This is a genomic window from Kribbella antibiotica, assembly GCF_004349055.1.
GTDB classification, from domain to species: Bacteria; Actinomycetota; Actinomycetes; order Propionibacteriales; family Kribbellaceae; genus Kribbella; species Kribbella antibiotica.
Genome location: NZ_SMKX01000059.1, coordinates 25,420 through 47,288 on the forward strand (window position 1 = coordinate 25,420; position 21,869 = coordinate 47,288).

The 21,869-nt window shown below is 67.6% G+C and carries 19 protein-coding genes; 4 read left to right on the top strand and 15 right to left on the bottom strand.

The features are described 5' to 3' along the window. Nucleotides 1-4: 4 nt before the first annotated feature. Both pheT and pheS read right to left on the bottom strand, forming a co-directional pair. On the bottom strand, nucleotides 5-2,572 hold the full coding sequence (gene pheT / locus E1263_RS20755; RefSeq protein WP_132169828.1) for a phenylalanine--tRNA ligase subunit beta: 2,568 nt from the start codon (nucleotides 2,570-2,572) through the stop codon (nucleotides 5-7). Further along, nucleotides 2,572-3,681 (bottom strand): phenylalanine--tRNA ligase subunit alpha, encoded by a 1,110-nt coding sequence (gene pheS / locus E1263_RS20760; RefSeq protein WP_132169830.1) that lies wholly within the window; start codon nucleotides 3,679-3,681, stop codon nucleotides 2,572-2,574. The genes pheT and pheS overlap by 1 nt, the downstream gene beginning before the upstream one ends. A 143-nt stretch (nucleotides 3,682-3,824) precedes the next feature. On the opposite strand from pheS, the gene E1263_RS20765 reads away from it, so the two are divergent. After that, complete coding sequence (locus E1263_RS20765) at nucleotides 3,825-5,303, top strand: alpha/beta hydrolase (RefSeq protein WP_132169832.1); 1,479 nt, start codon at nucleotides 3,825-3,827, stop codon at nucleotides 5,301-5,303. Here the strand turns inward: E1263_RS20765 and E1263_RS20770 are convergent. Beyond that, nucleotides 5,241-6,749 carry an MFS transporter gene (locus E1263_RS20770; RefSeq protein ID WP_238161357.1) on the bottom strand — a complete coding sequence of 503 codons (1,509 nt, stop codon included), beginning with the start codon at nucleotides 6,747-6,749 and terminating at the stop codon, nucleotides 5,241-5,243. The two genes, E1263_RS20765 and E1263_RS20770, sit on opposite strands and share 63 nt — an antisense overlap. A gap of 50 nt (nucleotides 6,750-6,799) precedes the next feature. On the opposite strand from E1263_RS20770, the gene E1263_RS20775 reads away from it, so the two are divergent. Further along, nucleotides 6,800-7,498, top strand: a complete 699-nt coding sequence (locus tag E1263_RS20775; protein WP_238161358.1) for a TetR/AcrR family transcriptional regulator C-terminal domain-containing protein — start codon at nucleotides 6,800-6,802, stop codon at nucleotides 7,496-7,498. On the opposite strand, the gene E1263_RS20780 is transcribed toward E1263_RS20775, so the two are convergent. The 6 genes from E1263_RS20780 to infC form a co-directional block, all read right to left on the bottom strand. Continuing rightward, nucleotides 7,488-8,198, bottom strand: coding sequence for a hypothetical protein (locus tag E1263_RS20780; RefSeq protein ID WP_132169836.1), 711 nt, complete (start codon nucleotides 8,196-8,198; stop codon nucleotides 7,488-7,490). The two genes, E1263_RS20775 and E1263_RS20780, sit on opposite strands and share 11 nt — an antisense overlap. A gap of 144 nt (nucleotides 8,199-8,342) precedes the next feature. Continuing rightward, entirely contained in the window at nucleotides 8,343-9,239 is an 897-nt protein-coding gene (locus tag E1263_RS20785; RefSeq protein ID WP_165956697.1) for a CehA/McbA family metallohydrolase, read from the bottom strand. Beyond that, nucleotides 9,236-10,048 carry a TrmH family RNA methyltransferase gene (locus tag E1263_RS20790; protein ID WP_132169838.1) on the bottom strand — a complete coding sequence of 271 codons (813 nt, stop codon included), beginning with the start codon at nucleotides 10,046-10,048 and terminating at the stop codon, nucleotides 9,236-9,238. Before E1263_RS20790 ends, E1263_RS20785 begins: the two co-directional genes overlap by 4 nt. A 29-nt stretch (nucleotides 10,049-10,077) precedes the next feature. After that, entirely contained in the window at nucleotides 10,078-10,464 is a 387-nt protein-coding gene (gene rplT / locus E1263_RS20795) for a 50S ribosomal protein L20 (protein ID WP_132169840.1), read from the bottom strand. Nucleotides 10,465-10,558: 94 nt separating this feature from the next. Further along, nucleotides 10,559-10,753 (bottom strand): 50S ribosomal protein L35, encoded by a 195-nt coding sequence (gene rpmI, locus E1263_RS20800; protein WP_132169842.1) that lies wholly within the window; start codon nucleotides 10,751-10,753, stop codon nucleotides 10,559-10,561. An 84-nt stretch (nucleotides 10,754-10,837) separates the two neighbouring features. Further along, nucleotides 10,838-11,587, bottom strand: coding sequence for a translation initiation factor IF-3 (gene infC, locus E1263_RS20805; protein WP_132169844.1), 750 nt, complete (start codon nucleotides 11,585-11,587; stop codon nucleotides 10,838-10,840). A 266-nt stretch (nucleotides 11,588-11,853) separates the two neighbouring features. On the opposite strand from infC, the gene E1263_RS20810 reads away from it, so the two are divergent. Then, a complete protein-coding gene (locus E1263_RS20810; protein WP_132169846.1) occupies nucleotides 11,854-12,219 on the top strand; it encodes a DUF1844 domain-containing protein in 366 nt (121 codons plus the stop codon). A 6-nt stretch (nucleotides 12,220-12,225) separates the two neighbouring features. On the opposite strand, the gene E1263_RS20815 is transcribed toward E1263_RS20810, so the two are convergent. From E1263_RS20815 to gabT, 6 genes are all read right to left on the bottom strand, one after another. After that, nucleotides 12,226-13,428: a JmjC domain-containing protein gene (locus tag E1263_RS20815; protein WP_132169848.1), complete on the bottom strand. Its 1,203-nt coding sequence runs from the start codon at nucleotides 13,426-13,428 to the stop codon at nucleotides 12,226-12,228. A 12-nt stretch (nucleotides 13,429-13,440) separates the two neighbouring features. Beyond that, on the bottom strand, nucleotides 13,441-14,673 hold the full coding sequence (locus E1263_RS20820; protein ID WP_132169850.1) for an MFS transporter: 1,233 nt from the start codon (nucleotides 14,671-14,673) through the stop codon (nucleotides 13,441-13,443). Beyond that, entirely contained in the window at nucleotides 14,670-15,224 is a 555-nt protein-coding gene (locus E1263_RS20825) for a flavoprotein (protein ID WP_132169852.1), read from the bottom strand. The genes E1263_RS20820 and E1263_RS20825 overlap by 4 nt, the downstream gene beginning before the upstream one ends. Continuing rightward, nucleotides 15,214-17,775: a class III lanthionine synthetase LanKC gene (gene lanKC, locus E1263_RS20830; RefSeq protein ID WP_132169854.1), complete on the bottom strand. Its 2,562-nt coding sequence runs from the start codon at nucleotides 17,773-17,775 to the stop codon at nucleotides 15,214-15,216. The genes E1263_RS20825 and lanKC overlap by 11 nt, the downstream gene beginning before the upstream one ends. 345 nt (nucleotides 17,776-18,120) lie before the next feature. Beyond that, a complete protein-coding gene (locus E1263_RS20835; RefSeq protein WP_132169856.1) occupies nucleotides 18,121-19,494 on the bottom strand; it encodes an NAD-dependent succinate-semialdehyde dehydrogenase in 1,374 nt (457 codons plus the stop codon). Then, nucleotides 19,491-20,813: a 4-aminobutyrate--2-oxoglutarate transaminase gene (gene gabT / locus E1263_RS20840; RefSeq protein WP_132169858.1), complete on the bottom strand. Its 1,323-nt coding sequence runs from the start codon at nucleotides 20,811-20,813 to the stop codon at nucleotides 19,491-19,493. Before gabT ends, E1263_RS20835 begins: the two co-directional genes overlap by 4 nt. A gap of 92 nt (nucleotides 20,814-20,905) precedes the next feature. Here gabT and E1263_RS20845 point away from each other — a divergent pair, with 92 nt between their 5' ends. Next, nucleotides 20,906-21,778, top strand: a complete 873-nt coding sequence (locus E1263_RS20845; RefSeq protein WP_132169860.1) for a LysR family transcriptional regulator — start codon at nucleotides 20,906-20,908, stop codon at nucleotides 21,776-21,778. Nucleotides 21,779-21,869: the final 91 nt, after the last annotated feature.

The following is a 21,869-nucleotide window of genomic DNA, read 5'->3' on the forward strand; positions in this document are numbered from 1 at the left end:
AAAGTCAGCCCACTCGCTGGACAGCGCCGAAGCGTTCCACCGCGACCTGAACTGCGGCCTGGCGGGCTTCCGCGACCTCGGTGTCCTTCAGCGTCCGGTCCGCGGCGCGGAACCGGAGCGCGAACGCGAGCGACTTCTTGCCTTCGCCGATCTGCTCGCCGGTGTACAGATCGAACAGCCGGATGGACTCCAGCAGCTCCCCCGCACCTTCGGTCAGCGCTGCCTGGACGTCCGCCGCGGCCACGTCGGCCGCCAGGATCAGCGCCACGTCCTCCTTGGCCACCGGGTACGACGAGAACGGCACCGCGGTCACGGTCTCCGGACCAGCCACGATCAGCGCATCCAGATCCAGCTCGACCGCACTCGACCGGCTCGGCAGACCGAACGCCTGACAGACCTTCGGGTGCAGCTCGCCAGCGTGGCCGACCACCTTGCCGTCGACCGAGAACTCTGCGCAGCGACCCGGGTGCCACGGCGCGAGCTCGACGTTCTTCACGGTCGGCTCGACACCGACCACGGACGCGATCAGGCGGGCGATCTGGACCGCGTCGGACCAACCGGCCGGACGGCCCTTGCCCCACCAACCGGTCGGGGTCAGCGCACCGGTCAGCACCACGCCGACATGCAGCGGCTGGTCCGGCAGAGCGTCGTACAGGGATTGGACGTCGCTGTCACTCGGGCGAGCCTCGACCGCCAGCAGCGGCGCGGCCTTCGTCTCGGCCTTGGGCTTGAAGACCAGGCTGGTCTGGAAGACTGCGAGGTCGGTCTGGCCGCGGCCGACGTTGCGCTCGGCCGTCCGCAGCAGGGTCGACAGCAGCGTCGTCTGCATCGACGGCTCTTCGTCGGAGATCGGGTTGGCCAGCTTGACCGTCGCCCGGCGGTCGTCGTCGGCCGGCAGGCCCATCGCGTCGAAGTCGGCGTCGCCGGTGAACGGGTACGACACGACCTCGGTCAGACCGGCACCGACCAGCGCGGTCGCGACTCGGCGACGACGGCGCTGCGACACGGTCAGGCCCTGCCCGCCCGGCGCCGACGGCAGCACCGACGGCACGTTGTCGAACCCGAACAGCCGGATGACCTCTTCGGCGAAGTCGTTGGGGTCCCGCAGATCCGGGCGCCACGAGGGCGGCGTCACGGCCCACAGGCGGGATCCCGTCAGCACATCGCAGCTATTGCTCGACTCGTAGTCCAGTGACGAAGCCTTGACCCCGACAGCAAGCGGCGAGGCAACTGCGTCGTCCGCAGCCGGCTCGACCTTGCAGCCGACTGCCTTCAGGAACTCCATCGCGTCATCGACGGCGATCGGCGCACCCGAGACGCGGGCCGGGTGATCGCCACGGATGACGACCGGCTGCGGCAGCGGGTGGGTGTCGGCAACGGTCTCGTCGGCGAGGATCGTGCCGCCGGCCAGCTCGGCCAGCAGATCCGCCACGCGCTGAGCGGCGTACCGCGGCAGCTGCGGGTCGACCTCGCGCTCGAACCGGCGCGACGCCTCCGACGACAGCTTGTGCCGGCGCGACGAACGCGCGATCACGATCGGGTCGAAGTGCGCGGCCTCGATCACCACGTCGGTGGTCGAGCCGGAGATCTCGGTGGACGCGCCACCCATCACACCGGCGATACCGATCGGGCCGGAGTCGTCGGTGATCAGCAGGTCCTCGGCGTCCAGCTCACGGGTCTGGTCGTCGAGCGTGACCAGCTTCTCGCCGGAGGTGGCCCGCCGCACGACGATGTCGCCGCTCAGCCGGCTCTTGTCGTAGCCGTGAATCGGCTGACCGAGCTCGAGCATCACGTAGTTCGTGACGTCGACACCGATCGAGATCGGCCGCATGCCCGCCGCGAGCAGCCGCTTCTGCAGCCAGCGCGGGGACAACGCCTTCGCGTCGATCCCGGTCACGGTGCGGGTCACAAACGCCGTACAGGCCGTGGCGTCGTCGACGCGCACCGGATAGCCGCCGTCGCCCGAGCCAGTCAGCGTCAAAGCGGCCGGGTCCTTCAGGGGAAGCCCGTACGCCGTGGCGGCCTCGCGGGCGACACCACGGATCGACAGGCAGTACCCGCGATCCGGTGTGACGGCGATGTCGAGCACGTCATCGGTGAGCGACAGCAGCTTGATCGCGTCATCGCCAGGAGTGCCTTCACCAGGCTCCAGTACGACGATGCCGTCCGTACCGTCGTCGCCCAGCCCCAGCTCGGTGCTGGAGCAGATCATCCCGTTGGAGACATGTCCGTAGGTCTTGCGCGCGGAGATGGCGAACCCGCCGGGCAGCACCGCACCCGGGAGCACGACCACGACCAGGTCGCCGACCTCGAAGTTGTGCGCACCGCAGACGACCCACTGCGGCTCGTCCTTGCCGATGTCGAGCGAGCACCAGCGGATGGTCTTGCCGTTCTTCTGCGGCTCGTTCTCGTACGTCAGCACCTTGCCGACCACCAGCGGGCCGGTCAGCTCGGACTCCTCGACGGTCTCCACCTCGAGACCGGCCCGGACCAGCTGCTCCCCGAGGGAACGGCCGGTCACGTCGGCCGGAAGCTCGACGTACTCACGAAGCCACGACAGTGGGACCCGCATCAGATCTCCATCCCGAACTGGCGGCTGAACCGCACATCACCCTCGACCATGTCCCGCATGTCCTCGACGCCGTTGCGGAACATCAGCGTCCGCTCCAGCCCCATTCCGAAGGCAAAACCGGAGTACCGGTCGGTGTCGATGCCACAGGCGCGCAGGACGCGCGGGTTGACCACACCGCAGCCACCCCACTCGATCCAGCCCTCGCTGCCACAGGTGCGGCAGGGGCGGTCCGGGTTGCCGACGGAGGCGCCGCGGCAGACGAAGCACTTCAGGTCGACCTCGGCCGACGGCTCGGTGAACGGGAAGAAGTTCGGCCGCAGGCGCGCTTCGAGCCCCTCACCGAACATCGACACGACGAAGTGGTCGAGCGTGCCCTTGAGGTGCGCGAGCGTGATGCCCTCATCCACAACCAGGCCCTCGACCTGGTAGAAGACCGGCGTGTGGGTCGCATCGAGCTCGTCGGTGCGGAACACGCGGCCCGGGCAGATCACGTAGATCGGGGGCTTGCGGGTCAGCATCGAGCGCGCCTGGACCGGCGAGGTGTGCGTGCGCAGCACCTTGCCCGAACCGGCCGGCTCGACGAAGAACGTGTCCTGCATCTGCCGCGCGGGGTGGTCGGGCTGGAAGTTCAGCGCATCGAAGTTCAGCCACTCGGCCTCGATCTCCGGACCCTCGGCGACATCCCAGCCGAGTGCGGTGAACACGTCCGCGACCTGCTCGGAGATCAGCGACAACGGGTGCCGCGCGCCCAGCTCCGGCGTGTGCCAGGGCAGCGTCACGTCGACCCGCTCGGTGGCGAGCATCCGCTCCTCGTGCTCGGCCTCGAGCACCACGAGCCGCTCCGCGAAGGCGTCGTTGATCGCCTTCCGCGCCGTACCGATCCGCTGACCGGCCTCCTTGCGCGCCGACGGCGGCAGCGCGCCGATCTCCCGGTTCGCCAGCGCGATGGGTGACTTCTCGCCCAGATGCGTCACCTTGGCCGCCTGCAAGGCCGCCAGATCGGCCGCCTCGGTAAACGCCGACAGAGCCTCGTCCCGGGTCCGCTCCAGTGCTTCAGCATGCAATGGAGTCACTTCGACCGGGTCGTACTGAGTGTTAGGACCGGACATGGCTCGCTCTCAATTCGGAACATCTGCGAATTGCAGTCTAGGAAGCCTCGGCCCCAGAGCGTGAATCGGCCGTCTCATCGCCACTCCTGGCACGTTCCGGTCAGCCGCCCCCACCGGGCTGTGACTCTGTGTCTACTGCCGGTATGCGGACTCTGCTGATCAGTACTGCGCTGGCTCTCACCCTGACCGCTGGATCGCTAGCACCAGCAGCTGCGGCAGGCCCTGTCTGGGGTGACTGTCCAGCCACCGACACCATGCCCGAACCACCCGAGCGACTGCAGTGCACGATGCTGACCGTGCCGCTCGACTACAAGAACACGGACGCCGGCACCCTGCAGATTGCCGTCTCGCGACTCAAGGCGACCGATCCGGCCAAGCGCCGTGGTGCACTGCTGCTGAACTTCGGCGGACCGGGTGTCTGGGGGCTCGACGCTCCGCTGGAGATCGAGAAGGACGCGCCGGCGAACCTGCTGGCCGGCTACGACCTGATCGGGTTCGACCCGCGCGGCGTGCAGAAGAGCTCGCCGATCACCTGTGGCCTGGCGGGTGAGCAGACCGACGACATCGCCGTGGCGTACCCCACTCCGAACGGCGACATCTCGCACATCATCCGGGTCGTCCGCGACATCGCCGCCCAGTGCCAGAAGTACAGCGGCAAGGTGATCCCGCACATCACCACGGAGAACACCGCTCGTGACATGGACCGCATCCGCATCGCCCTGGGCGAGCAGAAGATCTCGTACTACGGGACGTCGTACGGCACGTATCTCGGCGCGGTCTACTCATCGCTGTTTCCGAAGCGAACCGATCGCATCGTGCTGGACAGCGTGGTGAACCCGGACACGCTGTGGCGCGGGACGTTGCTGGCGTGGGAGAAGGCCACCGAGGTGCGGTTCGGCGACTTCACTCGGTGGGCAGCGGCCCGGGACACGACGTACGGGCTCGGAGCGACACCGGCCGCCGTACGGACGACGTACCTCGGACTGCTGAAGCAACTGGACGCCAAACCGGCTGAGACGCCGGAAGGGCGGATGGACGGCAACACATTGCGCGAGCGGACTCGTGGACCCGGACTGTACGGGTATGACACCAAGCGTTTCCCAGCGTTGGCTGAGCTCTACAAGGCGATCAAGAACGGTGTCACGACCGCGAAGCGTGCTGCCGCGGATGACACGCTGTACCAGTCCTTCAACGCAGTCTTCTTCTCGATCACCTGCGGTGAGGCGACCTGGCCGAAGTCCATGGCCTTCTACAAGGCAGATGTGCAGCGGTCGATGCGGCAGTACCCGTTGACCGCCGGCAGGACGGCTACACCGACCCCCTGCGCGTTCTGGCCGAACAAGCCGATCCAGCGAGTGCCGCTGGCTGACCATGGGCCGGACAACATCCTGCTGTTGCAGAACCTGCGGGATCCGGCGACGCCGTACCAGGGCGCGCTGGCCATGCGGCGGGCACTGGGCTGGGATCGGACGCGGATGATCACCGTCGATGCCGGTGGTCACGGGAGCTGGCTGCTGACGCCGTCCAGTTGTTCGAACGACGCCACCAGCAATTTCCTGCTAGGCGCTGACCTCCCCGCTGACATCCGCTGCAGTGTCGACGGTGGCGTCGCGCCCCGGTAGGACAAGCAGCGCGACCAGCGCACCGGCTAGTGCTCCGACCAGTCCGACAGTCATGGCAATCGTCATGGCCTCAGTGAACGACTCCCGAGCTGCGGCTGCGAACTCTGATCCCAGAGCGAGGGTCGCGGCGATGGAGTCACGCGCCGCCTCGGGGACTGCGGCGGGGAGGTTGGCTGAGTAGGCGGCGGCCAGGACACTGCCCAGTACGGCGACCGACAGCGCACCACCGGTTTGCTGGACAGTGTCGTTCATCGCGGAACCCACACCACGGTGCTCGGCTGGGACGGCCTGCATGAGCAGCGTGTACGCCGCTGGTCCGGCCAGACCAGCTCCGATCCCCATCACCATCAGTCCGGCGATCAGCAGGCCGTAGCCGGTGGTCTCGGAGACCTGGGACAGGATCGCGAACGCACCTGCGATCACCGCGAGCCCGATGGCGATCAGCGTCCGGTCGGCGAGCTTCTTACCCAACGTCGCGCCGAGCACGTTGAACACTGTGGCGGCGACGGCGTACGGGATGAGCGCCAGACCGGCCTTCAGCGGGCTGTAGCCGAGCACGAACTGCAGGTACTGCGTCAGCGCGAGCATGAGACCACCTGCGGTGAAGGACAGCAGCACAATCGAGAAGCTGGTCCCGCTGAACCGACGGTCCTTGAACAGCTCGAGCGGAACCATCGGATGCGCACTGCGCTTCTCCCACAGCGCGAATGCCGTCAGCGCAGCCGCGCCGAGGGCCAGCCCGCCCAAGACCTCGGCCGAGCCGAAGCCCTTGGTGGGGATCTCGATGATCGCCCAGACGACCGACGCCATCCCGACAACAGTCAGTACGGCGCCAAGCGGGTCGAGGTTGCGAGCCGGGCCACGGGACTCCGGGATCAGGGTGAGCGTGCCGATGATCGCGACGACGGCGATGGGAACGTTCAGCAGGAAGATCGAGCCCCACCAGAAGTGGTTCAGCAGCACGCCACCCACGGTCGGGCCAGCGATGACGCCGACCATTGCGACCATTGACCACCCAGCCATGGCCTTGCGCTGCTCCTCCGGCGGGAAGACCGTGAAGAGCAGGGAGAGCGTGCTCGGCATCAGCAGCGAGCCGCCGACGCCCATCAGCCCGCGGCAGAGGATCAGCTGCCACGGCGTCTCGGCCAGCGTGGCCAGCATCGACGCGGCCCCGAACAGGACCAGGCCGATCAGCAGCATCTTCCGGCGGCCGAAGCGGTCGGACAGGCTTCCTGCGGTCAGCAGGAGGCCCGCGAAGGCCAGGATGTAGGCGTCGATCACCCATTGGATGTCGGCAGGGGTGGCCCCCAGATCGCGCATCAGCGACGGGATGGCGAGGTTGAGCACGGTGTTGTCGACGACAAGCACCAGCAGGCTCAGACACAGGATCAGCAGGATCCACCAGCGGCGGGGATGTGCGCTTGACTCGAACGGTGTACTAGTCACTCGCACACTGTACGACAAGACTCGTACGGTGTTCCAGTAAGATCTTTGGCGTGACGGAATCGATCTGGACGCGGAAGCTGAAGACCAGCCCAGCGCGCGAGACGCTGACCCGGGAGCAGATCGTCCGGACGGCGCTGGAAACCCTTGACGCCGAGGGCCTGGCCGGCCTCAGCATGCGCAAGCTCGCCGCCAAGCTCGGGTCCGGCGCGACCAGCCTCTACTGGCACGTCCCGACCAAGGACGACCTGATCGATCTGCTGATCGACGAAGTCTGGGGCGAGATCGACATCCCGGAGCCGGAGCTGGCCGGCTGGCGCAGCGGGACACTTCTGTACGCCCACAGCATGCGCTCGACGATCATGCGGCACCCGTGGCTGCCCGAGGTGATGTACACCCGCCCGAGCATGGGCCCGAACGCCATGACCATGGGCACCCGCGGCCTCGCCCTGATCGCCGCGGCCGGCATCACCGGCCGCAATGCCGACTTCGCCCTCGGCACGGTGATGTCCTTCGTCCTCGGCAGCGCCGGCGGCGAGGTCGCCACCCGCGAGATGGCGCGACGAGCCGGTCAGTCCATCGACCAGCTCGCCACGGCAGTCCTCGAATCCACCCAGCACCTCGGCGACACCACCATGCAGGAATCGGCCCGCCGCCGAGCCACCGGCGACATCGACGGCATGTTCTACGACTCCTTCACCTACGGCCTGGAAATCGTCCTCGAAGGAATCGCCGCCCGCATCAAGAACTAAGACCGAACCAGGGTTCCTTGGCCAGCTCCTTCTCCAGGACCTCGCGGTCGCCGGAGTCTGCGACCAGCTCGGTCAGCTGCCGCGCACGCTGGAGTTCGGCACGCGCCTCCGTGACTGCACCGGTCGCGGCGAGGGCTCGAGCCAAGGCTTCGCGAGCGAACGGCTCGTCCCAGTCGGACATCTGCTGGGGGTGCGCCTGAATCAGTTGGAGGCAGCGACGGGCGTGCGGCAGGGCCAGGTCGGCGCGACCGATGCGAGCAGCCACTCGGGCAATCAGGTGCTCACCGCGAGCATGGTTCGCCTCGTTGCCCGCCTCCAACCAGTGCAGGCAGGCGGCATAGGCGCCGTACAGGACGCGTTCCTGGTCGAGCACCGGACTGGTCTCGTCGATCTGGTCGAGCAGGTCCCACGTCTCGTTGTTGAGCTCCACCCCGAAGTACCGGTGCAGCTCGCGCCCCTCCACCAACTCGGTGGCCACCCTCGCCATCAGCTCACCCCAGCTGACCACCCCGTACTCACGGGCCACCGTCAGCTGCGCGTCCCGCAGCGTGAAACTGCCAGCATCCCCGTACGCCGGATGGTGCGCCTGTGCACGCTCAATCGCGTCCGGGCGTCCCTTGCTCACGGCCTTCCGCAGATCCTTGGCCCGCGCGCGCAACTGACTCAAACTCGCCTTGGCAGGCAGCGGCATGGTCGACATGTTGATCCTTCCAGGACAACCCGCTCCGCTGACTCAGGCCGTCCCGAAGGGTTCACCGGCCATCACAAGTTCGCCGTACTCCCAGGTGCACTCAGTGCTTGCCGCGAAGAAGAGGCGCCCTGGCGCGCGCTGCGCCAACCATACCTATAAGTGGATGGGGTTCGTCCAGGCTCGGGCGCCGGTGGCGTCTTCGATGGTGATGCGGCAATGGCCGCCTTCGAAGAGCGCGAGCGGGAGGGTGGCCTCGGTGAGGTCGGTACCTTGGCAGACTTCGGCGCCGGGGTGGCTGCCGGACAGGAGGATCTTGGTGGCGGGTGAGCAGCGGACTGCAACGGTGTCGCCTTCGACCCGTACGTCGTGCAGCTCGGGGCCGGTGCTGGAGTAGAAGTGGCCGGCGATCAGCGCGGCCAGCAGCGCATCCGGCTCGAGGGACTCACTGCGCACCTGCACCCAGGCAGCGCACGGCGGCGGGTCTTGGGGTTGGAGGTGGGCGTCGTCGGCCGCGTACGTCGTGAGGCGGTGGCCGCGGTTCAGCAACACGTCGGTGAGGTGCCAGCTGTCGCCGCGGTTCTCACGGTCGGCGAGGGCGTTGTAGACCTCGACCGAGTGGGCGGCGTCCAGGCTCTCGGCGTCGACGGCTGTCAGGAGTGAGGCTGATGGGTGGGCCATGCCGATGAAGGCGCCGGTGGCGCGGGCTCGGCGGGCCAGCTCGGGGCCGGTTTCGGCAGCGCCGGGTGGCGGGAAATCCAGGGGTAGGCCGGCGGCGATGATGTGCCACTGCTGGCCGGCCTCCGTGCGGGGTGCGTGCAGCTCGGCGCCGATCAGGGTGGTGAAGCCGTCGGAGCGCAGACCCCGGGTATCCGTGATCGGGTAGTCGTACTCCGGGCGGAAGTGGTCGGTGATCGCGACGAAGTCGTAGCCGGCGTCGCGGTAGATGCGCGCGGTTTCGGCCGGGGAAAAGGCACCGTCGGACTCGTTCGAGTGCGTGTGCAGATTGCCGCGCCAGAAGCGGCCGGGGAGGCCGAACGGCAGGTCGCTCATCGGCGTTGGGCGCGGGCCGAGGCGAAGAGGCAGATGGCGGCGGCGGTCGACAGGTTGAGCGACTCGGCGCGGCCGTAGATGGGGACCTTGACGGAGTGGTCGACGAAGGCGTCGAAGCCGTCGGGGAGGCCGTGGGCCTCGTTGCCGAAGAGCCAGACGGTGGGTTTGGCGAGGGTGCCGTCGTCGATGCAGGTGTCCAGGTCGGTGGTGCCGTAGCCGTCGGCGGCCAGGACCTGGAGGCCTTGGGCCCGCCAGGTGGTGGCGGCTGCGGCGAGGTCGGCTTCGACTGTGATCGGCAGGTGGAAGATGCTGCCGACGCTGGCCCGGACGGCCTTCGGATTGTGCGGGTCGACCGACTCCGTGGACAGTACGACGGCATCCGCGCCGGCGGCGTCCGCCGTACGGATCAGGGTGCCGACGTTGCCGGGATCTCTGACCTGGAAGCCGGCGGCGACCAGACGAGCCGTCGGAAGGACCGCTTCCTCGAGCGAAACATCGACGAGGGAACAGACGGCGACGACACCTTGCGAGGTGACCGTCTCGCTGAGCGCCTCGACACCGGCACGATCGACGTCGAACCACGGGACGTCGGCAGCGGCGGCCAGGTCGCGCAGATCGCGATGCCGCGTTGCGACGGAAGGCTCGGCGTACACCTCGAGGACCAGTTCGCGATGCTCGAGAGCTTCGCGGACGGCCTGCGGGCCTTCGGCCAGGAAACGGCCGGTCTTGCGGCGGAACGCACGAGTGGCGAGCCGCCGGGCCTGCTTGATCCGCACGGATTGCGCGGTCAGCAGGACAGGGCTCGCCACTCGATTGCTACGGCTGGGAACGGTAATGCTCAGGCCGAGGCGGCGGGCGCGTTGACGTCGGCCGGCAGCGCGGCCTTGGCCAGCTGCACGATCGCGGAGAACGCGGCCGGGTCGTTGACGGCCATGTCGGCGAGGATCTTGCGGTCCACGTCGATCTCGGCCAGGTGCAGACCCTGGATGAAACGGTTGTACGTCAGGTCCTCGGCGCGGACCGCAGCGTTGATGCGCTGGATCCACAGCTTGCGGAAGTCGCCCTTGCGCGCCTTGCGGTCGCGGTAGGCGTAGACGAGCGAGTGGGTGACCTGCTCCTTGGCCTTGCGGTACAGGCGCGAGCGCTGGCCGCGGTAACCGCTGGCCTGCTCGAGTACGACCCGGCGCTTCTTGTGGGCGTTGACTGCCCGCTTCACGCGTGCCATGAGGTGTTACTCCTTGGTTCTGCGCCGCGACCGGGCTGGGCCGGTACGGCGGATGTTCGGGGGAAGGGCCACGAGGCCCCGCGAGGCGGGAGCCTCAGATACCGAGAAGCTTCTTGGCCTTCTTGGCGAACGACGGTGCGACCTCGACCGTGCCGCTCAGCCGGCGCTTGCGCTTCGACGACTTCGCCTCGGCGAGGTGGCGAACACCGGTCTGCTCGCGGCGCAGCTTGCCCGAGCCCGTGACGCGGACGCGCTTCTTCATCCCCGAGTGGGTCTTCATCTTCGGCATGGCTTGTGAACTCCTGAATCGTTCTTTCGTTGACTCGAACTCGGTGTGTGGTGCTCCGGCTGCTACCGCGGCCGGAGCGATCCGTCACTCCGGGTCGAGGTTGTCTGCCGGACCCTTCGGCTTCTTCGTGGCACCGGCGGCGATCTCGGCCTCGTGCGCCGCAACCTGCTCGGCGCGTTCGACGCGCTCCGCTTCCAGTTCGGCCTCTCGCTCGGCCTGCTTCTTCGCCTTCTCGGCATCCACGTCCACGCGCGCTTCGGACTTCTTCTTGTGAGGTCCGAGAACCATGATCATGTTCCGGCCGTCCTGGCGGGCGTTCGACTCCACGAAGCCGAGCTCGCTGACGTCCTCGGCCAGCCGCTGCAGCAGCCGGAAGCCGAGCTCCGGGCGCGACTGCTCGCGACCACGGAACATGATGGTGATCTTGACCTTGTCCCCGGCACGGAGGAAGCGGACGACGTGACCCTTCTTGGTCTCGTAGTCGTGCGGGTCGATCTTCGGCCGCAGCTTCATCTCTTTGATGACGGTGTTGGTCTGGTTCCGGCGGGACTCGCGCGCCTTCTGCGCGGTCTCGTACTTGTACTTGCCGAAATCCATCAGCTTGCAGACCGGCGGGCGTGCCGTGGCTGCAACCTCGACCAGGTCGAGATCGGCTTCCTGTGCCAACCGCAGTGCGTCTTCGATCCGGACGATGCCTACCTGCTCACCGTTCGGTCCGACCAGCCGCACCTCGGGAACGCGGATGCGCTCGTTGACGCGCAGTTCAATGGTGATGGGTCCTCCTGGGTTGTTCTGATTCCGGTACCACCTCTTCGCCGCTCGAGGTCTCCTCAAGAAACGACGAAGGCCTCCGTGCGACTAACACACGAAGGCCCCAACTCCCACTAGCACTGTCCCTGATCCACAACTACCAACCACAACTACTGCTGGTACGCCGTACGATCGCCAAGACCGGAGTCTCGGCGTGACCGGGACCCGCCGACTGTTCATCGACTGGGTGGGAGGTGGCCCTCCGCTTGGATCCAACCACCGGAGCTTCACGAGTATTCCACCCATGGGGCACCGCCGGACCAGATCGGTCGCTGTGTAACAGTAACACCATGACCGACGACGTCTCCACTCCGCAGCTTGCAACCGCCTCCCGCGACATCGCCGAGGTGCCCAGCGTGGAGATCATCTCGACGGCCGCCCTGCACCTGCTGAGCGCAGCCGCCGTCAACCTCGGCCTGGCCGAGGACCTGCCCGACCACAAGGACCTCGACGAGGCCCGCTCGCTGATCGACGCGCTCGCCGGCCTGCTCGACGCGGCCGCACCGTCCCTGGGTCACCACCACGCAGCTCCGCTCCGCGACGGCCTCCGTTCACTGCAGCTCGCCTTCAAGGAAGCCTCCAGTATTCCCGACGAGCCCGGGGCCGGCCCCGGTGAGAAGTACACCGGGGCCGTTTACCCCTCCGCTGCCCACTGACCGCAGTCAGGCGCGGACGGCGAGACCTGTGCGCAGGAGAAGACTGACCAGCTCCAGCGCTTCGGTCTCATCGAGTTCGAGGGCCTGCCCCGTCCAGGGGGTTGAGGAGTCGGCGGTGAGGAGCTCGGCGACTACTCGGGCGGGGGCGTTCTCGAACTCGACAATGGAGTCGCCGAGGTGAACTCGGAGACGGCCGTCGGCCGTCCAGTCGACACCGGCCGCCGACTCGGCGACCGTACGGACCTGCGTGTCCAGAGTGGGCGCAGGCAAGAAGTTGTCCATCGGGTGCCGGCTGGACTCCAGTGAGAACCGCCGGTAGGTGTCAGCCAGCTCGGAGTTCTCTGCAGGCTGTTCCGACAGCGCACTGAAATGCTCGGCCAGCAGCTTGGTCGTAGTGGCCAGTGCCTCGGCGCGCAGGTCGGCAGAGCGACCGAAGCCCCACGGCAGCTCGGCACGGAAGGCCCGCTCCGAGCCGAGCGCCCGGATCAGCTCCCCCGCCAGCCAGTACGGCGTCAGTGTCGGGAACGAGAAGCTGACGTGCAGCGAGTGGTCGTCGGTCGCGAACCCGTTGTGGATCCAGCCGCGCGGAATCCACAGGCTGTCGCCGGGCTCAAGCATCACCTCGAGGAACGGCGTACCGGTCTTGAGGCGGTCCCACTCGGCTTCGGTCACCTTGGAGCCGTCCCACGGCTGGTTCTCCAGCGGGTCGTTGTAGACCGGCGCATGCAGCTGCCAGGTCTTGCTGCCAGCGGTCTGCACGATCAGCACCGAGTGGGTGTCGTAGTGGTGCGCGAAACCCTGGCTGCCGGATGGAGTGAGGTAGGCGTTCGCACTGATCGGCAGTCCGGTCTCGTGGCTGAGCCGACGGCACAGGTCGCCGATCGGCTTCCACGTGCGGTGCAGCGACTCGAGCACAGTGGTCGCACCTGCTCCGATGTACGCCGAGACCTTCGTTGTGCGCACTACCTCCGCGAAACCGGGCTGGATCGGCTGACCGGCCCAGGTGTACGCCGCGGGTGCGACGCGCTGGCCGTCCTTCACCATGCTCACCATCTGGCGCTGCAGCGAGCCGTGGTCGATCAGCTCGCCCACTGCGGCCAGGCCGAAGTCGAGTGTGGAGGAGCCGCGCCAGGCGACCGCCTCGGTCGGTGGGTGGTCCAGGAAGTCAGCTGCATCAGGAATCAGGCTGGAAAGGGCTTCGGTACGCATGTTCTGGTCTCCTCACACCACTACCGGACGGGATGCCACCGGTTCAGGTGACAGTTGGGCCCGGACCGGCCGGGCCAGAGTGAACAGGACGGCACCCGCCAGCGCGGCGGCCATCACGCCGTACGCCGGGCCTGGCCCGTGGTACTGCATCAGCCAGCCCATGACGAGGGTGCTGACCGGGTAGAACAGTGAGCCGACCAGCGTCATGGTGCTCTGGGCCCGCGCCATCATCGAGTCGTCAATGACGTCGTAGACCTGCGCAGTCATCGCGATGATGAGGACCGGAGCGGTCGCGCCAAGCAGTGCGAGCGCACCAACCACCACAGGCATCGACGGCACGATGGCCACTGCCGTGACTGCCCCAGCCACCACCAGTCCGCCAACCACCACAGCCCGGAACGCGCCTGTCGCAACCAGCTTCGGTGCGATCAGTGATCCGAGCAGTGCGCCCGCAGCAACGACTGCAGACATCGCACCGATCACCGCGGCCGGTGTCTCCAGACTGACCAGCATCGGCACCATTCCGAAGAACGCTGCGGCCGTAGCGAAGTTCAGCACCGCGGACCAGATCGTCAGCGTTCGCAGGAAGGGCTGGGTGAACACGTACCTCAGCCCCGCCCACATGTCTGTGGTCAGCCGTTCTTTCGAGGCATTCCGACCACCGAGGCCGGCCGAGATCCGGTAGACCAGGTAGGTGCACAGTACGAAGGTGACCGCGTTGATCGCGAACGGGATCCAGTGCGCGACGGCGTACAGTCCACCGCCGACCGCCGGGCCCAGGAGACTGGCGGCGTACGAGCGAGACTCGTTCAGGGAAACGGCTTTCGTGATGTCGTCCGGTCGGACCAGGTGTCGCAGTGCGGCGGCCAGCGACGGGTTGTAGATCGAACTGACCAGACCGTCGACCACACCGACGATGACGAGCGGCCAGACCGACGCGACACCGGTGAAGACCGCTACTGCCAGCACAGCCCACAACACTGCGCGGATCAGGTCGACCAGGATCATCACTCGGCGCCGGTCCCATCGGTCGGCGAGTGCACCGGCTGGGAGCCGGGCCACGTTCAGCACTATCAGCCGGACCGTGAGCAACGCACCGGCCCAGAGGACCGACCCTGTCAGATCCAGCACCAGCAGCGGGATGCACACGTCACTAACGCGCGCACCCAGCGCTGTCAGCGCCTGACCCCACCAGAACCGGCTGAAATCCCGGTTGTCACGTAGCAACTCGGTCCGGGAAGTCATGCTGCTGCAATCAGGTTTCGCCACTGCCCAGCGATCACAGCAGCGGTTCGCACCGGGGGCGGCATCGCCTTACTGGGCTCGAATTCGCCGCTCCATAGCGTGAGTACCTCAGTGTCCTCAGGAGACACCACGACCACGTCCTGCTCTCGCAGCGAACGGACCGCCTGCTGGGTGGTGCGCGCCTGCCACATCCGCGGGTTCATGTGCGGGAACACGATCCGCGGTGCCGGAGTGGCCAACATCGCGGTCAGTGCGGGCGACGACGCCAGTCCGAGCGCAGCCGAGACCAGGAAGTTCGCTGAGCACGGTGCGACCACGAAAAGCCTGGCCTGGTTGGCGAAAGCGACCGGGTTCACCACCGGTCCGTGCGGCTCGATCACCTCGTCAGCGATCAGCGCAACCGCCGACGGCTGCACGAAGGTCAGCGACGAGTGCGTGAGCATCACCGACAGCGGTCCGCTCACCTCACGACGCCAGTGCGCCAAGTGCGACACCAGGTCCAGCGCAGCGCTCGCACCGGTGCACACAACAGCCAGACGATCACCCGGCATGGCTAAGCACCCCCGCCGGCCGACCGAAGCGTACGTCGAGCGTGTCGCCACCGTTCTGCAACCGGTGCAGCGTCATCGCGACACCAGCACTGCCGGACGCGACATCGCAGCTCTGCCGCATCAGTCCGTCACCAGGGAAGCCTGTTCCGGATGCATCCTCACAACGCAGTGAGGTGATCTGTTCAACCAGTCTGCCGATCGTCTCGTCCACAGTGGCCGCATCGTCCGGCAGTGCTGCCTTGGCTTCGAGCAGGAACTCGATGAGCCCGCTCATCCCGGCGAAGTACCCGGGGTTCACCGTGAACGGCATCCCGACACCCCGCACGATCGACCAGAGCGGATCGACCAGCGTCTCGTCACCAGTCAGTCGCAGGTGATGCGCGACGGCCAGGCCGACACCGGAGCCACCACGGACGACGTACGGCTCAAAAGGCGAGCTGCCCGTGTAGGCACCGAATCCGATACCCCCGTTGAACCGCGGCCGCCCCTGCGCCAGGTCGAAGCCGAGCGCCCGGCGTCCCATCTTCACCAGGAACGAGTCGCCAACAGCGACCCCCAGCTCAGTCAGGTACGTCGCTACTCCCGCCGAACCGTGCATCAGCCCAAGCGGATGCGGATCCGCCTGCTGCCACCACAACCCGGTGCCGTCATCAGAGGCGCTGTCGATGAGCCGGTCGGCAATCGCTCGCGCCTGGTCGAGGTGCTCCGATGAACCGGTCAGCCGGTGTGCGTACAGCTGCGCAACGCCTACACCGGCCAGTCCGGTCGCCAGTCCGCCGCGCTTGTCGCCACTGAGCGCCTCAGCCGTCGCACCGGCCAGTAGACCGCGGTCGTCGAGGCCTAGCTCCAGCAATGCGAGTCCGATGCCGGCACGACCGACGTACAGGCCCATCGGTAGCGGGCGGTTCTCATCGAGCCGTGCGACCAGCCAGTCCGTGCACTCTGCATCCACCGAACCGTCCAGCAGGTGCAGCGCACGCAGTACGCCAGCAGCGCCGTACGCGAGTGAGAGCGTGTTGCTCTGGAACTGCTCCGGGTGGCCCGGGAACAACCTGTCCCGTCGCTCCGGAGTCGCAGCCGCCCGCAGACCGCGGAGGGTGTCTGCCAGCAGGTCCGCCGGCTCCTCCGTTACCTCCGGCAGACCGAGACGCTCCGGCAGGCCGCTGAGGGGGATGTCGAGCTGACGGGAGGTGACCGCAAGGGCCCGGCTGAACGCCTCAGGGCGGAAGGCGAGCAGGGCGTTGCGGGGCATGACCGTCGCGGCTTCGATCGCGTCGACGCCGTACGCGAGGTACGCCGCGTCACTCCCCCAGGCGGCCGTTCCCGGCTCGGGGGCGAAACCACTGGTGCGTGGGTACTGCGCAGGGTCCGATCCGACCGGGCGGCAGGCCTCGAAGTCGACCAGCCGCACCGTCTCGTCGTCGTCGATCATGATGTTCGTGAGCGAGACATCGGAGTACACGATGCCGTGCTCAAGACAGGTCGCCAGTGCGGTCCGGATCTGCTCCAGGATCGTCTGTGCGCGGGCCGGGTAAGACGGGTCCGGCTTGCCAACAGCGAACGGGTGGTTGCGGGACAGCCAGACCTGCATGGTGATTCCAGGCACCTTGGACTGCACCAGGAAGGTGTGCTCCCACACTGTCACCAGCTCTACGCCGTCCGGTGCAACACCGGTGCCTGAGAGCTTCTGAAGGTAGTCGTACTCGCGCTGCAACCGCTCCGGCGCATCTGAGCCGTCCGGCGCGAAGGCGGTGTGCGGACGCGCCTCCTTCAGCACGTACTCCGCCCCGTCCGGACCGGTCGCCAGATAGACGCCGCCGGCCGGCGAGTGCCGCAGTACCGACTTGATCTTGTAGCGCTTGAGCAGACCGGTCGGGTCAGCCGGCGGAGCGTCAACTGCGGCCGGTACGGCGAACGGGTCCTCAGCAACCCAGGAGGGCAGGGTGAACGTGGGGGTGCGGGAGTCGTTCCACGGCTTACCGTCGGGTCCGGTGACCACAGAGCTCGGGTAGCCGTCGTCATCGATGCCAGGGGGCTTGCGGAAGGTGCCGTAGCGGTACTGCACCACATCGCTGCCCGGGTACCGGCGGTCGGTCAGAACGTGCGCACCGTGCAGGTCGCCGAGCCGGGCGCTGAAGCGCTCAGCCAGCTCGCGAGCGTGCTCCTCGGACAGCGGGTAGACAGTCACCGCCTTGCCGGCGCCGCCACGCGACCACCAGCGCGCCAGCTGGGCCAGTCCGAGCTCCGGGGAGCGGATGACCTTGAAGCTGAACGAGTCGATGAGGTACTCGTCGATCACTGCGTTCATGAGCGTGGCCAGGTCGTCCGGGCGGGCTGCCAGGTGCAGCTTCCAGCCGTACTCCGGCAGTTCGGTGAGAGGCCGGTCCAGGCAGCGCGCCCAGATGCCGACACCGTCGAGGACGGCCGCCTTGTCGCCGACCCGCTCGCGCAGGAGCTCCAGGAACGCGCCCGGTTCGGAGGACCGCTCGACGCGGTCGTAGTACTGCGGGTCACTGATCGTGTAGGCCCGGAACGAGTCGATCATCGGCATTGCGCCCCTCTCAGGACAGACGGAAGGGGGCCCGGGCCGAGTCGGCACAGGCCCCCTGGGTCACGAAGATCAGCAGTTGTAGCTGACGCCCGAGCCGTCGGTGTGCAGCACCGGGCTGGTGGTGTTCTCCTCGGACAGGATCTGCAGGTCGAGAACCTCAGCCATGATGTTTCTCCTTCGGTCAGGAACCGTTTCCAGTCCCTTGGGGCGGTCGGCCGATTGGCCTTCCCGATAGCCAGAAGTCAACCGCTTCCGCCGATCCCCCACATGGGTTGCGACCACCCATATTCAGCAGCGCCCTACGCGCCTACCCACCGCCTACTGAATATGGGTAGGCAACACCCATTACGGCCAGTCAATGCTCAGGTACTGCGTCTCCTGGTACTCGCGGAGACCGTCGCGAGCGCCTTCGCGGCCGAGCCCGCTCTGCTTGACGCCACCGAAGGGCGCCGACGGATCCGAGACCAGACCACGGTTCACGCCCACCATGCCGACATCAAGCGCTTCGCTGATCCGGATCGCGCGACCCAGCTCACCGGCATAAACGTAACCAGCCAGTCCGAATTCGGATTCGTTGACCCGGGCAACAAGCTCGTCATCGTCCGACCAGGTGGCGATCGAAGCGACCGGCCCGAAGATCTCCTCGGTGAACAACGTCGAGTCGTCCGGCACATCTCGCAGTACCGTCGGCGGGTAGAAGTGCCCAGCAGCAACCGGTACGGCGGCCTGGTGCGTAACGCGAGCGCCGGCCGCAACCGCCTCGTCGACGACCGAGGTCACCCGCTGCACGGCGGTGTCCGAGATCAGCGGCCCGATCTGCGCCCCCTGCGAATAGGGGCCGACGGCAAGTTTCTCCACCTCGCGGCCGAACAGCTCGGTGAACTCATCGGCCACGGCGGAATGCACATAGAACCGGTTGGCCGCCGTACAGGCTTGGCCGCCGTTGCGGAACTTCGCGATCATCGCGCCCGCGACCGCCTTCTCCAGATCGGCGTCCTCAGTGACGACGAACGGCGCGTTGCCGCCGAGCTCCATCGCCGTCACGACGACCCGGTCGGCCGCCTGGCGGAGCAGCGTCTTGCCGACCGGGGTCGAACCGGTGAACGAGATCACCCGTACGCGTGAGTCGGCCAGCCAGGTGGAGACCACCCCGGCTGCGTCGGTGGTCGTGACGACGTTGAGCACGCCAGCCGGTACGCCGGCCTCCGTGAGAAGCTCGGCGATCGCGAGCGCGGTCAGCGGGGTTTCGGCGGCCGGCTTGAGGACCGCCGTACAGCCTGCGGCGAGGGCCGGGGCGATCTTGCGGGTGGCCATCGCGGCCGGGAAGTTCCATGGGGTCACGAGGGCCGCGACACCGATCGGTTTGGCGGTGACCAGCGTCCTCACGCCGCCGGCCGGGGCCTCGCCGTAGTCACCGCCGGGGCGGACCGCTTCCTCGGCGAACCAGCGAAAGAACTCCGCGGCATAGCCCACTTCGGCCAGGGCATCGGCTTCGGACTTCCCGTTCTCCAGGCTGATGAGTTCGGCCAATCGGGAGCGGTCGCGCAGCATCAGCTCGAAGGTCTTGTGCAGGATCTCCGACCTAGCCCGTGGTGCGGTGCGAGCCCATGCAGGGAAGGCTTTTGCGGCTTTATCGACAGCCCCAGTGGCATCAGCGGTGGTGCCATCAGGGACCTCACCGACAATGCTCAGGTCAGCCGGGTTGAGAACCTTGATCATGAGATCTCCCGCAGGGACGCAATGACGATCTCGAGGGCTTCGATCAACAGGTCGTCGGTGATCGTCAACGGTGGCAGGAAGCGCAGCACGTTGCCGTAGGTGCCACAGGTGAGCACGATGATTCCTTGCTGATGGCAAGCAGTCGCGACCGCTTTCGCCAGCTCCGGCGCCGGTTCCGACGTACCGGGCTGCACGAGCTCGACCGCGATCATCGCGCCGCGACCACGAACGTCACCGATCCGGTCGTCCTCCTTCTGGGCCAGCAGCAGCCGCGGCTTGATCAGCTCCTCGATCTGACGGGCGCGCGCGACCAGCCCATCGGCCTCGATCGTCTCGATCGCCGCCAGCGCGGCCGCACACGCGAGCGGATTGCCGCCGTACGTGCCACCGAGGCCGCCGACCTGCGGCGCATCCATGATCTCCGCGCGGCCGGTCACCGCCGACAGCGGCAGCCCGCCCGCGATCCCCTTGGCCGTCGCCACCAGATCCGGTACGACGCCCTCGTGGTTGCTGGCGAACATGTCGCCGGTCCGCGCGAAGCCGCTCTGTACCTCGTCGGCCACGAAGACCGCGCCGTTCGCCCGGCACCACTCGGCCAATGCCGGGAGGAAGCCGGGAGCCGGTTCGACGAAGCCGCCCTCACCCTGGATCGGCTCGATGACAACCGCCGCAACCTCGGTCCCGCCGACCTGCTTCTCGATGATGTCGAGCGCGCGAGCCGCGGCGGTTGCGCCATCCAGCCCGCCGTCGCGGTACGGGTACGAGACCGGCGCGCGGTAGACCTCGGCGGCGAACGGGCCGAAACCGCGCTTGTACGGCTGGTTCTTCGCCGTCATCGCGAGCGTCAGATTGGTGCGGCCGTGGTAGGCATGATCGAAGACGACGACGGCCTGACGACCGGTGTAGGCGCGGGCGATCTTGACCGCGTTCTCGACCGCCTCAGCGCCGGAGTTGAACAGCGCGGTGCGCTTCTCGTGGTCGCCAGGGGTCAGCCGGTTGAGCGCCTCGGCCACAGCGACATAGCCCTCGTACGGCGTAATCATGAAGCAGGTATGGGTGAACGCGTCGACCTGCGCCTTGACCGCGTCGACCACTCGGGGCGCCCGCGCGCCGACCGTCGTGACCGCGATCCCGGACCCGAGATCGATCAGCTGGTTGCCATCGGCATCAACCACGACGCCACCGTCGGCGGCGACCGCGAAGACCGGCAGGGTGGTCCCCACCCCCGCCGCGACCGCGGCTTGTTTGCGTGCCATCAGCTCAGCCGAGATCGGTCCCGGGATCGCTGTCTTCAGGATGCGTCGCTGTTCGATCGTCATCCCTCCAGTCTTCGGTCAGCGGCCTATGCTGTCCAATACTTGTTCTGCACTTTCTGCATGCCTGGGAGTTCTAGCCAAGAGAGAGGCTCTTAATGGAGTTGCGTACGCTGCAGTACTTCGTGCAGACCGTCGCCTCCGGCACGGTCACCGCCGCGGCGGACCACCTGCACATCACCCAGCCCGGCCTGTCCCGGCAGCTCCGCCAGCTCGAGCAGGAGCTCGGTGTGGAGCTCTTCCACCGCACCGGCGGCCGTCTGACACCCACCCGCGCCGGTCAGGCGCTACTGCCGCTGGCCCAGGAGGTGCTGGAGCGTGCGGACGCTCTGCGGGTCGCTGCGACCTACCAGGCGCAGGGTCGGCTCGACCGCGTCACCATCGGCGCTCCCCTCACCACCCTGCGGGATGTGGTCGCGCCCTTCATCGCCACGCTGGACGCTGACGACCCCACTCCGGAGGTGTTCCAGGCAGACGGCCAGACCGCGGCCGAGGTGCTGGGACGCGGTGCAGACCTCGCAGTGACCAGTACGCCGGCCAGAGCGCCGTACGAGACTCGCACTCTGGCCGTGCTGCCGGTGTGGGCTTGCGTGCCGGCCACCCATCGGTGGGCCGAGCGCAAACGCATCAAGCTCGCGGAACTGGCCGACGTACCGCTGGTGCTGCCGCCGCGGTCCTTCACGTCTCGCATCTCGTTGGAGGCAGCGCTGCGACGCGACGGTCTCTCGTACGGCGCCGCTGTCGAGGCAGCCGACGGCACAGTCGCCCAAGCCCTCGCCGCCGCCGGCCGCGGGGTAGCCGTGGTCTCCGACGACCCCCAGTTCGACCTGTGCCCGCTACCGATCCGCACCAGCGACGGCGACCTGTCCGTCCGCCTGGTCAGCGCCTGGGACTCCCGGCACCCCGCCCGAGCGGCTCTCGCCGACATCGCCGACCGCCTCAGCCAGTTCGTGGCAGCCCGCTACAGCTAGGCAGTAATCCCCCGCCCCTCAATCTGCGGCCCACGCAGGCACGCAACTTTCTCCACTCCCCAGCACGAACAACTGCAGGTAGTACTCCCAC

Bases quoted from the DNA above. Each gene is read 5' to 3' on its own strand.
- pheT (WP_132169828.1), bottom strand. From the start codon at position 2,572: ATGCGGGTCCCACTGTCGTGGCTTCGTGAGTACGTCGAGCTTCCGGCC.
- pheS (WP_132169830.1), bottom strand. From the start codon at position 3,681: ATGTCCGGTCCTAACACTCAGTACGACCCGGTCGAAGTGACTCCATTG.
- E1263_RS20765 (WP_132169832.1), top strand. From the start codon at position 3,825: ATGCGGACTCTGCTGATCAGTACTGCGCTGGCTCTCACCCTGACCGCT.
- E1263_RS20780 (WP_132169836.1), bottom strand. From the start codon at position 8,198: ATGTCGACCATGCCGCTGCCTGCCAAGGCGAGTTTGAGTCAGTTGCGC.
- E1263_RS20785 (WP_165956697.1), bottom strand. From the start codon at position 9,239: ATGAGCGACCTGCCGTTCGGCCTCCCCGGCCGCTTCTGGCGCGGCAAT.
- rplT (WP_132169840.1), bottom strand. From the start codon at position 10,464: ATGGCACGCGTGAAGCGGGCAGTCAACGCCCACAAGAAGCGCCGGGTC.
- rpmI (WP_132169842.1), bottom strand. From the start codon at position 10,753: ATGCCGAAGATGAAGACCCACTCGGGGATGAAGAAGCGCGTCCGCGTC.
- E1263_RS20810 (WP_132169846.1), top strand. From the start codon at position 11,854: ATGACCGACGACGTCTCCACTCCGCAGCTTGCAACCGCCTCCCGCGAC.
- E1263_RS20815 (WP_132169848.1), bottom strand. From the start codon at position 13,428: ATGCGTACCGAAGCCCTTTCCAGCCTGATTCCTGATGCAGCTGACTTC.
- E1263_RS20820 (WP_132169850.1), bottom strand. From the start codon at position 14,673: ATGACTTCCCGGACCGAGTTGCTACGTGACAACCGGGATTTCAGCCGG.
- E1263_RS20825 (WP_132169852.1), bottom strand. From the start codon at position 15,224: ATGCCGGGTGATCGTCTGGCTGTTGTGTGCACCGGTGCGAGCGCTGCG.
- lanKC (WP_132169854.1), bottom strand. From the start codon at position 17,775: ATGCCGATGATCGACTCGTTCCGGGCCTACACGATCAGTGACCCGCAG.
- E1263_RS20835 (WP_132169856.1), bottom strand. From the start codon at position 19,494: ATGATCAAGGTTCTCAACCCGGCTGACCTGAGCATTGTCGGTGAGGTC.
- gabT (WP_132169858.1), bottom strand. From the start codon at position 20,813: ATGACGATCGAACAGCGACGCATCCTGAAGACAGCGATCCCGGGACCG.
- E1263_RS20845 (WP_132169860.1), top strand. From the start codon at position 20,906: ATGGAGTTGCGTACGCTGCAGTACTTCGTGCAGACCGTCGCCTCCGGC.